Source organism: Euzebyales bacterium, assembly GCA_035461305.1.
Lineage (GTDB): Bacteria > Actinomycetota > Nitriliruptoria > Euzebyales > JAHELV01 > JAHELV01.
In genome coordinates, this window is the sequence record DATHVN010000082.1 from 1 (window position 1) to 12731 (window position 12731).

Genomic DNA, 12731 nt, shown 5'->3' on the forward strand with positions numbered 1-12731 from the left:
GTCGAGGTCCTCCATCAGCGAGACCGCTCCCGACCGCGCGACCTCTGCGATCTCACAGATGCGGGTGACGACATCGGCCATCGGCGTGGCGCGGTCGACGCGGCTGACCACGTGCAGCATCTTGGCCAGCGTCGACTCCGAAGGCCGGCTGCGGCGGTGCAGGTGCTCGTGTGCGGCGCGGTCCTCCGGGCGGAACATCAGGATGCAGTCCGACGGCTTGCCGTTGCGTCCCGCGCGGCCCGCCTCCTGCCAGTACGACTCGACCGAGTCCGGCATGGTGTGGTGGATCACCGTGCGGATGTCGGGCTTGTCGATGCCCATGCCGAAGGCGCTGGTCGCGCACAGTACGTCGAGGTCGTCGGCCAGGAAGGCGTTCTGCACCGACTCGCGGGTCTGACGGTCCATGCCGCCGTGGTAGTGCCCGACCCGCACGCGGCGCGGCGCGACACCGCCGCCGGCGAGGTCCAGCAGCGCCATGGCGGTGTCCTCGGCCTCGCGCCGTGTCGTGCAGTACACGACGGCGGGCGTGGCGACCTCGTCGAGCAGGCTGAGGAGCTGCCGGTCGCGGCGCTCGGGGTCGGTGACCCTGACGACGGTGAAGTGCAGGTTCGGGCGATCGAAGCCGCGGGCCACCACCAAGGGGTCGCGCAGCCGCAGCTCGCGGGCGACGTCGCGGCGCACGGTCTCCGGCGCGGTCGCCGTCAGGGCGAGGACGGGTGGTGTGCCCATCGCGTCCTTGGCGGCTGCCAGCTCGCGATAGGCGGGGCGGAAGTCGAAGCCCCACTCCGAGATACAGTGCGCCTCGTCCACGCAGAACAGGTCGATGGCGCATCGCCCGAGGGCGGCGCGCACGTCGGTCCGCGCGAGCTGCTCGGGCGTCGAGAACACGAACCCGTAGGCACCAGCGGCCAGGTCGGCCAGCACCTGCTCACGCTCGGCGCCGCGCAGGTTGCCCGACAGCGCCGCGACGGGCAGGTGGCTGTCCTCGCGCAGGCGCCGGACCTGGTCGTGCATCAATGCGAGCAGGGGGGTCGCCACGACGGTCGTCCCCTCCAGCAGCAGGCCGGCGAGCTGGAAGACCAACGTCTTTCCGCCGCCGGTCGGCAGCACCGCGATGACGTCGCGGCCGTCGAGCACGGCCTCCAGCGACTCACGTTGCCCGGGCAGGAACGTCTGCAGCCTGGGGAAGTACCGGCGCAGCGCCCGGGTGACCTCGCTCGACCGCCGGGACGCGCTCATGACACGCGTCCGCCACCGGTGCTCCGTGCAACGCGTCCGGGTGCCGGTTCGCGACAACGGTCCGCCGTGCCCGGTGGATCACCTGGCCTCGTCGTGCGCACCATGCCGTTCCCCCTGCCGACAGCGTCGGTCGCACCGGCACGACGGGACCGCGAGGGCCCCAGCGCGCCAGCCGTGGCCGCCGCGAACGGCGACCTGACACCACTGTGGTGCCCGATCGCCCACTCTTCACGCACCGAATCGAAAATTTTGTCCGCCGCCCTGGGATCGTGGTCGCGTTGGTCGACGGGACAGGTCCCTGACGCTGCGTACGTGCGCATGCTGGTTACGTCGCCGGCTGAGTCGAGGCGACGGGTCGTCCCTTCCGGGCGCGATCCGCCCGAAGCATCGGTCAGCGCCCGGCGCGTGACCGGATGAGCATCGAGGAACGATGGCACTGCGTTGGAACGCACGTACCCTGCTCGCCGTGCTGGTCGCGGCCAGCGCGCTGCTGATCGCCGTGGGGTCCGCTGCACCTGCGGGGGCGGCGTCCAAGAAGAGCAAGGGCGGCAAGACGTACACCGTCAAGCAGGGCCCGTGCACGATCGACAAGATGCCCAAGGGCGCGAGCCACCAGTGGACGCCCGCGGGCGAGTCGATCGTCCACCGGGTCCGCTACGGCCAGGGCCTCCAGCAGATCGCCTGGTCCTACGGCTTCAAGGGGGACAAGGCCTTCCACCGCCTGTGGGACGCGAACCCACAGCTCGAGGCGACCTGGCTGGAGCGGTCGGGCATCACCGTCCGCATCCCCGCCTGCGGTGCGGAGCTGCAGCGCCGCAAGCTGCCGAAGCCACCTCCACCACCACCACCACCACCACCACCGCCGCCCGAGCCGGAGCCCGAGGAGCCTCACGCCCACGCCAAGAACGACGACGGCGCCGATCCCACTCCGGAGCCCGACCCGGCACCCGAGCAGGTCGCAGCCGTGCCGTCGGGCAGTGTGTGGGACGAGCTCGCGCAATGCGAGTCCGGTGGTGACTGGTCGATCAACACCGGCAACGGCTACTACGGCGGGCTGCAGTTCAGCGCATCGTCATGGGCCGCGGTCGGAGGTTCCGGCCTGCCCCACGAGCACAGCCGTGAGGAGCAGATCAAGCGCGGCGAGCTGCTGAAGGCGCAGCAGGGCTGGGGGGCGTGGCCGTCCTGCGCGGCGAAGCTGGGTCTGCTCTAGGTCTGTACCCTACGTGCGTGAGGGCGCGGCTTCGCGGGGGTCGATCTTGCGCCGCGGTGCCGTTCCCGCCCCTCCAGCGCTGCGGTGATCTGATCGCCGACCAGCTAGCTCGTCGCGCTCGAGGAGCGCGCCACCGGCGCCTCCGAGCTGCCCTATCGCGAGGTCTCCAACCGCTGGCCGCAGCCAGCCCGCCACGCGCCGTGGACGATGGCGTCGATCTCGTCGATGAAGCCGACGGCCACCGCCCTCCTGCCGGGCGGCTCTGCGCAGCGCAGGGGAAGTAGCTGGCGCCGTCGCCCCGTACCACATCGACCGGAAGCTCGTCGCCGAGATGAACAGGAACGGGTCGGAGGCCAACGCGACGGCAGGCGAAGACGTTGAACGACGCGCCGATGGCGTGCGGTACAACAGGGAAGATCAACGGCATCGACAGCGTCACCGCGAAGACGGCCAGCCGCCTGCGCGCGCGCCCTCACATGCGGCACCAACGTCCAACACCGCGCCGGCGACCAGTGCGCCTCCCACGTGTGCTGCCATCGTCGTCATGCGTGTATGTCCGATCGCCCCGCCGGTGCGCGGTGGTCCCGCGCACGCTCTGACTACCAAGAGTCGCAGACACCGCTGCAGTCGGGCGTTCAGCTAGGTGTGTCATGTTGTGCGCTGTTGAGCCGCTCGCCCGTCAGCACGTCGAACACGAAGCTGCGCCGCAGGTCGACCGTCGCAGCGACCGGTGCGCCCCGCGCGATGTGACGGCTGGGCGCAACGCTGGCGAACAACCTGCCGTGTCCGAGTCCTCGGGTGCGCCCGGGTTCCAGCGTCACGGTGGTCGACGAGCCGAGCGGCTCGATCGCTGTGACGACGGCCGGCAGCCGCCGGTGCCAGGCATCACGCGGGTCACCTTCGTCGATCGACACGGCGCCGACCCGTACCCCGACGGCGATCTCGGCACCCGTCGCCCGCCGCACCACTGCCTCCCGCTGGCTCGGGTGCAGCCGTAGCGCGGTGCCCGACAAGTCGATCCAGGCGGTCGTCCCGTCGTCGTGGAGGCGACCCTCGACGACCCCCAGCGGGGGATCGCCGAAGAAGCGGGCGACGAACAGGTCGGCCGGGCTCGCCCACACCCGCATGGGCTCGTCGACCTGGACGATCCGACCGCGCGACAGCACCGCCACGCGATCGCCGAGCGCCATCGCGTCGCGCTGGTCGTGGGTGACGTAGACCGCCGTGACGCCCATGCCGCGTTGCAGCTGGCGCAGCTCCCGCCGGACGCGGCCGCGTTCGCCGGCGTCGAGCCCGGCGAGAGGCTCGTCGAACAGGTAGACCTGCGGTCGGCGTGCCGTCGCCCGACCCAGCGCCGCCTTGTGGCGCTCGCCGGACGACAACTGCCTCGGTCGCCGGCGCAGCTTCGGCCACAGCCCCAGTGCCCTCGCCTCAGCCCGGACGCGGCGGGACGCCTCGTCCGAGGGCACCTTGCGCAGGCTGAGGGGGAAGCCGAGGTTCTGCTCGACCGTCAGGTGGGGCAGGAGGGTGTCGTACTGCGAGACCAGCGCGACGTCGCGATCGCGGGGAGAGAGGTCGTTGACGATGCGGTCACCGATCGTGATCGTGCCGGCAGCCACCTCCTCCACGCCGGCCACTGTCCGCAACAGGGTCGACTTGCCCGACCCCGACGGCCCGACGAGCGTGAGCAGCTCGCCCGACCGCACGTGCAACGTCAACCGGTCGAGCGCCGTGACCGTGTCCTCCGGACGCTCGCCGGAGAACACGACGGTCACCTCGTCGAGTGCGATCTCGACCACGCAGCGGCTCCTTGGGCTCCCCGCCAAGCCTATGCAGAGGATCGCGCCGCGCCGCCACGGATCTGGGCTGTGGTGCGCCTAACCGGCGTAGAGGTGCCGTTTGAACAGGCGCCATGAGGCGACGAAGAGCGCGACGGCCAGCATCGCCAGCAGTGGCAGGTACAGCGGCTGGATGAGCTGGCCACGCAGCATCGCGTCGCGCAGCAGCACGACGCCGCTGGTGACCGGTAGCATCTGCGCGACCCACACCAGCACGGGACGGAACCGTTCGAGGCTGAGCAGGAATCCGCTGAAGAAGATGCTGGCGAGCAGCACGAGCATCGCGTACTGGACCGCCTGGCTGTCGCTGCCAGCCGCGAGCGCGAGCAGGAACCCCAGGCCCGTCGACGCCAGCAGCAGCAGCGCGACGGTCGTCACGACCACGGCCCACGAGCCCACCATCGGGACGCCGAGGCCGAACAGGAGCCCGGCGGTCAACGCAGCGGCGATCATCGCCCCCAACAGGAAGAATGCCAGGTACTTGCCGATGACCATCTCGGCGGTCGTTACCGGTGCTGCCCGGAACAGCTCGTTCGTGCCCAGTTCGCGCTCGCGGACGATCGAGAGGCCCACGAACGTCACGACCATGTGCTGCACGAGCAGGGCGAGCACCGCCGGGGCGTAGAACGCGACGAGCTGCACGTCATCGCCGTCGATCCGTTGCGTCGTGCCGTCGAACGGGCTGACGATGACGTCCGGGCTCAGTGACTGGAACGTCTCGAGCTCGCTGTCGAGCGCATCCAGGTCCTGCGACAGCTGGCTGACCTGCTCGCGCTCCACCGCCGAGGCGCTCGACGACTGGCTCAGCGCGTCGGAGCTCTCGGTCAGCGACGCGTAGGCGTCGAGCAGCTCGGCGCTGTCTCCGGGACCCGTCGTCTGTTCGATCCCGCCGAGCACAGCCAGCGACGGTCCCAGTGCGAGCGCGAGGTCGGCCAGGTCGCCCTGCGCGATCTGCAGCTGCTGGTCGGCGTCCGCTCCGCTCGACAGCCGGCGGTCGAACGCGGCGACGCTGGCCTGGGCGGCGTCGAGCCGCTGCTGGACGTCCGCCGACTCCTGCTGCCCGCTTCGGACCAGCTCCCGCAGCACCTGTTTGTTGACCTCGTCGACCCCCGTGCGGGTGAACAGTTGGATCGCCTGGGTCTCGAGCGGGTCGATCTGGTTGTGGTAGACGCTGACCTCGGCCTGCGCGCCCGATCGCACCGTCTGCTCGGCGTCGTCGGGGAACACCAGTACCATCTGGACCTCGCCGCGGCGCAGCCGGTTGAGCGCGCCCTCCTCGTCGCGCTGGACGCCCTCTACCGTCAACCGCTCGCTCTGGGCCTCAGCGAACTGCCTGACCTCGCCCTCGACCTCGCTGCCCTCCGGCACGACGAAGATCGTCCTTACGGCTGGGTCCTCCTCGCGCAGGCCGCTGCCGAAGGCGAGGAGGATGACGAACGGTCCGAGCACGAGGCTGAGCATGAGGCCGGGCTGGCGCACGACCTGCACGATCTCCTTGCGCACGAAGGCGCTGGTGCGCACGATCCGCCTCATCGCTGGTCCTCCGCCGGCGCCCTGTCGTCCGCCGCCTCGTCGTCGCCCTCTTGGGGCGGGGTGGTCGGGGCGCCGCCCCCCGGGGGTGGGGTGGCCGCCGCGTCGACCTTCGGCGCGACCACCTCGTCCGGCGGTGCGGTGTCGGTGGTCTCCGGTGGCGGTGCGGCCGGGGGTCCACCGACCACCGAGGGGTCCTGCGGGGGCGGGGGGATCGTGATCTCCGGCTCGAGCGCGGCCTGCTCGGCGGCGGCGTCGGACAGCCCGCTGAGCTCGGTCGGTCCCTCGGACTCGATCAGCTTGACGAAGACGTCGTCGAACGGCGGCAGGTAACGGTCGATCGACTCGACCTGCACACCGCGCTCGTCGAACCAGCGCTGCAGCGGGGGGATCACCCGGTCGGCGTCGTCGACGGTGATGCGCATCCCGCGGCCGTCGACGCGCATGCGCTGGGCGTGGACCACGTAGCGGAGCCGTGTCGCGTCAGTGATCAGGTCCTGCTCGATGCGGTCGGCCACGATCAGATCGATGACCTCACCGCCGAAGGCCTGCCGCCGCAGGCCCTCGGGCGTGTCGACGGTCAGCAGCCGACCCTCGCGCAGCACGCCGATCCGGTCGCAGTACGCGGCCTCACCGACGTACTGGGTGGTGACGAACAGGGTCCTGCCGCCGTCGCGGAGCGACTCGAAGTGGTCCCAGAACTTGCGGCGCAGCACCGGATCGATGCCCCCGGTCGGCTCGTCGAGGAACAGCAGCTGCGGCTCGTTGACCAGTGCGGCCGCCAGTGCGAGGCGTCGCTGCATGCCGCCGGAGGCATGTCGCAGGCGCTTGCGGCGATGCTCGACGAGCTCGACGAACTCGAGCACCCGCTTGAGCTGCGACCGACGTCCCCACGGCATGCCGTAGATCGAGGCGACGAAACGGAGGTTCTCCATGATCGACAGGTGGGGGAACAGCACCGACAGCTGTGGCATGTAGCCGATCCGTTCGCGCTCGCGCTCACTGAACGCTGTCGGCTCGGTGCCCATGACGTACGCGGTGCCGTCGGTCGGCGACTGCACGCCGGTCAGCAGGCGGACGGTCGTCGTCTTGCCCGACCCGCTCGGTCCGATGAAACCGAAGATCGTGCCCTCACGGACCTGCATCGTCAGGTCGTCGACCGCGGTCTGCCCGCCGAAGCGCTTCGTCAGGTGCCGCGTGTCGACGATGTGATCGCTCCTCGGCGGGTCGTGCGCGGTCGTGTCGGTCATTCGCGGCCGTCTTTCGTCGCTCGGAGGATCCGTGTCACCCCGGTCGTGTGCGCGGGAAGACAACCGGTACAGTCTCTCTTCGGCCCCGTGTGCCCAGCCGCTGATCGCGAGAAACCGCAGTGCATGCACGGCAGTGGGCGTGGCACCGGCCGGCGACACGGGCCGCAGCGTACCCAACGACCGGCCCTGGAGGCCCGCAGCCCGTGACCTGGACAGCGACCATCACCGAGCAGCGCGACGACGTGAGCCTTCGGCGGTTCGGGCGGGTGATGCGCGCGATCGGCCTGGTCGGGGTGGTCGCCGGTGTCACCGCGATCGTGGCGGGCCTCTGGCTGCTGCGGGATCTCGACGCGCTGCTGGGACGCTCGCTGGTGCTGACGGCCGAGAGCCTCGGCACCGTCGACGCGTCGCTGGTGGTCGCAACCGACTCGGTCGGTGTCATCAACGAGGGCCTCGCCCGCGCCGAGCGCACCTCGCGTGGGCTGGAGGGCAGCCTCGACGATGGCGCGAACCTGCTCGACGAGACCGGCAGCATCCTCCGCGGCGACGTCGCGTCGTCGCTCGAGTCGGTGGAGCGCACCATGCCCACCCTGATCGAGGTCGGCGGCACCATCGACGCGACGCTGCGCGCCGTGGACCGCCTCCCCGTGGGACCCACCTACACCCCGGAGGAGCCGTTCGACGAGACGCTGCGCGCGCTGCGGGACGACCTCGACGGGCTGCCGGAGGACCTGCGCGCCCAGGCCGACACCGTCGACGAAGCGGGGGACAACCTGCGTGAGGTCGGGGCGCAGGGCGAGGCGATCGCTGCATCGATCGGCGAGGTCCGCGCCAGCCTGGAGGAGACCGGCGAGGTGCTCGGGCGGTACCGCGCGACGGCCGGCGAGGCCAGTACGCTGCTCGAGGACACGACCGCCGACCTCGAGCGCCGGCTGCTCGTGCTGCGCGTGCTGGTCGTGGTGCTCGGTCTCGTCTACTGCGGCGGACAGGCGCTGCCGCTCTACCTGGGGCATCGTCTCGCGGAGGCGCGGACGACGACCCTCCCGGATGTCGAAGACCTGTAGCTGACCCATCGACCTGCTCGGGGCGTCGCCTGCACCGATGTGGCCAAGCTGAGCACTCGCGACCTGCCCGTCGCCGCGGCCCGCGGCGCCGACGGTGCAACGACCGTGGCCGCCACCGCCCACCTGGCCCACCGAGCGGGGATCGCCGTGTTCGCGACCGGGGGAATGGGTGGCGTCCACCGCCACGCGCGGCGCAGCTGGGACGTGTCAGCGACCTGGCGGCGCTCGCACGCACGCCGCTCGTGGTCGTGTGCGCCGGCGTCAAGTCGATCCTGGACGTGCCGCCACGCAGGAGCACCTCGAGACGCTGGGGGCCCGTGCTGGGGTACCGCAGCGCGCGCGCTTCGCGGGCTTCTACCGCAGCGACGCGGGTGTCGACGTGCCCTGGCGGGTCGACGACGTCGACGAGATCGCTGCGATCCACCGCGCACAGGTGGAGCTCGGCGCGCCGGCGGCGATCGTCGTGTCCAACCCCATGTCCGTCGACGAGCAGCTCGACCGGGCGCTGCACGACCGTGCGCTCACGTCCGGCCTGGACGCCGCCGCCGACGCGGGCGTGATCGGTGCGGCGCTGACGCCGTTCCTGCTCGACCACTTCCATCGCATGACCGGGGGTGCGGGCCTCGCGGTCAACTTCACCCTGGTGCTGCGCAACGCGGCACCGGGAGCGCGATCGCGGGCGGCGATCGCAGGATGACGTCACCGCGTGTCGCGGTCGTCGGTGACGTGGTCACCGCGGGGTACCTGGCGCCCTGACTCGACGGTGCCGCACCCGACGAGGCGCTGGAACGGGCCACCCGCGTTGCCGCCCGGGCCGTCGGCCGCGCGCGACCGAGATGATGCCTGCTCGCCCCCACCGGTCCGGATCGCTCAGGCCGCCTCGGCCGCCTCGGCGATGATGCGGTCGGCGATGTGCTCGGGCACCTGCTCGTAGTGGCTCGGGTTGACCTCCAGCCCGCCGAACCCGCTCGTCAGGCTGCGCAGGTCCGCTGCGTAGCGTGCCAGCTCCGCCCGAGGCACGTGGGCGACGACGACCGCGGTGCCGGGCCCGGCGCGGCCACTGCCCTGGATGCGGCCCCGGCGTGACGACAGGTCGCCCATGACGTCGCCGGTCAGCGCGTCCGGCACGGTGATCCGCACCTCGTCGATCGGTTCGAGGAGCACCAGGCCCGCAGCCTCGGCGGCGGCGCGGAAGCCGAGCGCGCCGGCCATCTGAAACGCCATGTCCGACGAGTCCACGCTGTGGTGCTTTCCGTCGAAGACGGTGACCTCGACATCGACGACGGGATAGCCGGCGAGGACCCCGTTGGCCAGGGCGTCGACGATGCCCTTCTCGACGCTGCCGATGAACTGGCGCGGGATGACGCCGCCGACGATGTTGTCGTGGAAGGTGAAGCCGGCACCGCGGTCCGCCGGAGCGACCCGGATGTGGGCGATGCCGTACTGCCCGTGCCCGCCGGACTGCTTGACGTGCTTGCCGATGCCCTCCGCGGTGCCGCGGACCGTCTCCCGGTAGGCGATGCGCACCGGGACGGTCTCGACGGACACGCCGAACTTGCGCTGCAGGCGCGACTGCACGACCGCCATGTGGGTCGGTCCATACACGCTGGCCACCAGCTGGTTGGTCTCGGGGTCACGAATGAGGCGCAGCGCAGGATCCTCCTCGGCGATCCGCGCGAGGGCGGTCGACATCTTGTCCTCGTCGCCGGCGCTCGCCGGCTGGAGCGCCATGCGGAAGTACGGCTCGGGCGGTGCGGGGACCTGCGGTGGCGCCGTCGTGCCGTCGACGTCGAGCACGTCGCCGGTGCGGACGTCATCGAGCTTGGCGACCGTGACGACGTCGCCGGCCGCGACCTCGGTGACCGGTGACGTGTCTGAACCCTGCAGCCGGAACAGCTGGTGCATCCGGACCTTGTCGCCGGTGCGCTGAACAGTGAGCACGTCGTCGGCGCGCAGCATCCCGCCGATGAGGCGCAGGACGTTGATCCGCCCGACGTACGGGTCGGACTGGGTCTTGACGACCACGGCTGCGGTCTGGTCGGTGACCGGCTCCGGTGCCGGACCCTCGGTGAGCAGGAAGTCCGCCACCAGTCGCACGCCGATGTCGGCCGTGGCCGATGTGCACACGACAGGGAAGAAGCCGCCACTCGCGATGCCGGCCGCGAACACCTTGCCCAGCTCCTCCGCCGCCGGCGTCTCGCCGTCGAGGTAGGCCATCAGCAGATCGTCGTCCTGCTCGACGATGGCCTCGACCAGGAACTCCCGATTGCGCTCGGCCTGCTCCCGGCGCTCGTCGGGGATCGCGCGGTCTGTGCGTCCCTGGTCGGTCTTCTCGACAGCCGTGAAGTGGAGCAGGTCGATGATCCCCGTGAAGTCCGCGCCGACCCCGATCGGCATGTGGACCGGCGCGAGCGCCTTGCCGCAGCGCTCGTGAAGCGCGTCGATCGTCGCCTGGTAGTTCGCCTGGTGCTGGTCGAGCTGGTTGAGCACGACGACCCGCGGCAGCCCGATGTCATCGCACGTCGCCCACAGCCGGTCGTGCTGCGGCTGTATGCCGGCGGCCGCGTTGACGACGAACAGTGCGATGTCGGCCGCGGCGAGCGCGGGATAGGCGTCGCCGATCGCGTCGTCACCGCCGGGCGTGTCGAGCAGGTTGATCCGGTGGTCGCGCCAGGTCACGCCGCCGACGCCGAGACTCCACGTGCTGCCGCGCTCGCGTTCCTCGGGCTCGTGGTCGAGCAACCCGTCGCGACCGATCGGTGTGCCGCCGAGCGCGATCAGGCGCTCCGCCAGGCTGGTCTTGCCGGTCCCGCCGTGACCCACGAGCACGACGTTGCGGATGCGGTCGGTGGAGATGGTGGCAGCGGGCATGCGGCGTCCTCGATGGTCATCGCCGGGCTGCCGTGCTCTCCGTGCACCAGCAGCGGCCGGCGCGGTCGGTCGATCCTACGGGGTCGCGCACGCGGACGCGAGTGCGATTTCGCCTGCCGAGCGGCCCGACGGCGGAGTCACCGTCGCTGCCGTCGGGCGTCGACCTGCGTACGCACCCGCCGCTTCAGGCGTGCGATGATCGCGGTCATCCCACGCAGGCGCAGCGGGCTGATTGTGTGTCCGAGGCCCATGCGCTCGGCGAGGTCCTCGGGCACCGCGATGACCTCCTCGGCCGTCGCGCCGTCCAGCCCGTCGGCGAGGATGCCGGCGAACGCGCGGGTGGTCGGAGCCTCGGAGGGGCAGTCGAACCACAACCGCACGGTGTGGTCGTCCGCGACCTCGACGTGCAGGAAGAACGGCGTCTGACACTCGACGACCTGCTCCATGCTCGAGCTGTCGAGATGGTCGGGCAGTGGTGGCAGCGACTCGGCGTACTCGAGCAGCAGCTCGATGCGCAGGTCGTCGGGCGCCGAGCGAAACTCGTCGGCGATCGTGGCGAGCCTGCCGCTCAGGTCGGTGGTGCTCATCGTCGCTCCCGGTGCTGGGTGTTGGGCTGGTTGCCGGACATGTCCTGGCTCCCCATGGTTACCGTGCAATCCGGTCGGCGCCGGACGCCTACCCCTACTATGGCGTGCGCCACCGCCGTCACAGGCGCAGCGGACACGCGCGACGCGCTGCACCTCGATCGCAGCCGGCACCCCGCCAGCGCCCCGGCAGGAGGAGTCCCACGATGACCGTGCTCACCGACCCCGATCCGGGCCTCGCGCAGTATGCCCACCCCGAGCGGCTCGTGACCACCGCGTGGCTCGCCGACCACCTCGACGATCCCGCCGTGGTCGTCGTCGAGTCCGACGAGGACGTGCTGCTGTACGACACGGGCCACATCCCCGGTGCCGTCAAGGTCGACTGGCATACCGAGCTCCAGGACACCGTCACCCGCGACTACGTCGACGGCCCCGCGTTCGCAGAGCTGCTGTCGTCGAAGGGCATCGCACGCAACCACACCGTGGTGTTCTACGGCGACAACTTCAACTGGTGGGCCGCGTACGCGCTGTGGGTGTTCTCCCTGTTCGGCCACCCCGATGTCCGCCTGCTCGACGGGGGCCGGCAGAAGTGGATCGCAGAGGAGCGGCCCCTGACCACCGACAAGCCCGACCGGGCACCCACCGAGTACCCTGTCGTGGAGCGCGACGACGGCGCGATCCGCGCGTTCCGCCGCGACGTCGAAAGCCACCTGGAGGTCGAAGGCAGGCTCGTGGACGTGCGCTCACCCGAGGAGTACCGGGGCGAGAAGCTGCACATGCCCGATTATCCGCAGGAGGGCGCCGTGCGCGGTGGCCACATCCTGGGCGCCGTCAACGTCCCATGGAAGACCGCTGCCAACGATGACGGCACGTTCAAGTCGCTCGACGAACTGGCCGACGTCTACCGCAAGGGTCAGGGCCTCGACGGCGACGACGAGATCATCGCCTACTGCCGCATCGGTGAGCGCTCCAGCCACACCTGGTTCGTCCTGACCCACCTCCTGGGCTACGACCACGTGCGCAACTACGACGGTTCGTGGACCGAGTGGGGCAACCTGGTCGGCGCACCCATCCAGACCGGCGATCAGCCACGCTGACAGCGGCGGCGCGGGCGGCCGGGCGGTCGCCCGGCTGACCGTGCACTC

The 12731-nt window shown here is 71.1% G+C and carries 10 protein-coding genes; 4 read left to right on the top strand and 6 right to left on the bottom strand.

The window, feature by feature from the left end:
* Positions 1 to 1239, bottom strand: a 1239-nt coding sequence (locus tag VK923_07725; GenBank protein ID HSJ44553.1) for a RecQ family ATP-dependent DNA helicase, incomplete at its 3' end; no start/stop codon positions are given.
* A gap of 430 nt (positions 1240 to 1669) precedes the next feature.
* On the opposite strand from VK923_07725, the gene VK923_07730 reads away from it, so the two are divergent.
* Complete coding sequence (locus VK923_07730) at positions 1670 to 2449, top strand: transglycosylase family protein (GenBank protein HSJ44554.1); 780 nt, start codon at positions 1670 to 1672, stop codon at positions 2447 to 2449.
* A 635-nt stretch (positions 2450 to 3084) separates the two neighbouring features.
* On the opposite strand, the gene VK923_07735 is transcribed toward VK923_07730, so the two are convergent.
* The 3 genes from VK923_07735 to VK923_07745 form a co-directional block, all read right to left on the bottom strand.
* Entirely contained in the window at positions 3085 to 4248 is a 1164-nt protein-coding gene (locus tag VK923_07735; GenBank protein ID HSJ44555.1) for an ABC transporter ATP-binding protein, read from the bottom strand.
* Between the two features lie 78 nt (positions 4249 to 4326).
* Positions 4327 to 5820 carry an ABC transporter permease gene (locus VK923_07740; GenBank protein ID HSJ44556.1) on the bottom strand — a complete coding sequence of 498 codons (1494 nt, stop codon included), beginning with the start codon at positions 5818 to 5820 and terminating at the stop codon, positions 4327 to 4329.
* On the bottom strand, positions 5817 to 7067 hold the full coding sequence (locus VK923_07745) for an ABC transporter ATP-binding protein (protein HSJ44557.1): 1251 nt from the start codon (positions 7065 to 7067) through the stop codon (positions 5817 to 5819). Before VK923_07745 ends, VK923_07740 begins: the two co-directional genes overlap by 4 nt.
* Positions 7068 to 7270: 203 nt before the next feature.
* Between VK923_07745 and VK923_07750 the strand changes: the two genes are divergently transcribed.
* Positions 7271 to 8131: a hypothetical protein gene (locus VK923_07750; GenBank protein ID HSJ44558.1), complete on the top strand. Its 861-nt coding sequence runs from the start codon at positions 7271 to 7273 to the stop codon at positions 8129 to 8131.
* Between the two features lie 250 nt (positions 8132 to 8381).
* Positions 8382 to 8828: a pseudouridine-5'-phosphate glycosidase gene (locus tag VK923_07755; GenBank protein ID HSJ44559.1), complete on the top strand. Its 447-nt coding sequence runs from the start codon at positions 8382 to 8384 to the stop codon at positions 8826 to 8828.
* Positions 8829 to 9001: 173 nt separating this feature from the next.
* On the opposite strand, the gene VK923_07760 is transcribed toward VK923_07755, so the two are convergent.
* Positions 9002 to 11002, bottom strand: coding sequence for an elongation factor G (locus VK923_07760; GenBank protein ID HSJ44560.1), 2001 nt, complete (start codon positions 11000 to 11002; stop codon positions 9002 to 9004).
* 137 nt (positions 11003 to 11139) lie between these two features.
* Positions 11140 to 11589 carry a SufE family protein gene (locus VK923_07765; GenBank protein HSJ44561.1) on the bottom strand — a complete coding sequence of 150 codons (450 nt, stop codon included), beginning with the start codon at positions 11587 to 11589 and terminating at the stop codon, positions 11140 to 11142.
* 203 nt (positions 11590 to 11792) lie between these two features.
* Here VK923_07765 and VK923_07770 point away from each other — a divergent pair, with 203 nt between their 5' ends.
* Positions 11793 to 12683 carry a sulfurtransferase gene (locus VK923_07770; GenBank protein ID HSJ44562.1) on the top strand — a complete coding sequence of 297 codons (891 nt, stop codon included), beginning with the start codon at positions 11793 to 11795 and terminating at the stop codon, positions 12681 to 12683.
* Positions 12684 to 12731 lie beyond the last annotated feature (48 nt).

Excerpts from the sequence above, each read along its gene's own strand:
- VK923_07760 (HSJ44560.1), bottom strand. The coding sequence starts at position 11,002 with ATGCCCGCTGCCACCATCTCCACCGACCGCATCCGCAACGTCGTGCTC.
- VK923_07765 (HSJ44561.1), bottom strand. The coding sequence starts at position 11,589 with ATGAGCACCACCGACCTGAGCGGCAGGCTCGCCACGATCGCCGACGAG.
- VK923_07770 (HSJ44562.1), top strand. The coding sequence starts at position 11,793 with ATGACCGTGCTCACCGACCCCGATCCGGGCCTCGCGCAGTATGCCCAC.
- VK923_07730 (HSJ44554.1), top strand. The coding sequence starts at position 1,670 with ATGGCACTGCGTTGGAACGCACGTACCCTGCTCGCCGTGCTGGTCGCG.
- VK923_07740 (HSJ44556.1), bottom strand. The coding sequence starts at position 5,820 with ATGAGGCGGATCGTGCGCACCAGCGCCTTCGTGCGCAAGGAGATCGTG.
- VK923_07745 (HSJ44557.1), bottom strand. The coding sequence starts at position 7,067 with ATGACCGACACGACCGCGCACGACCCGCCGAGGAGCGATCACATCGTC.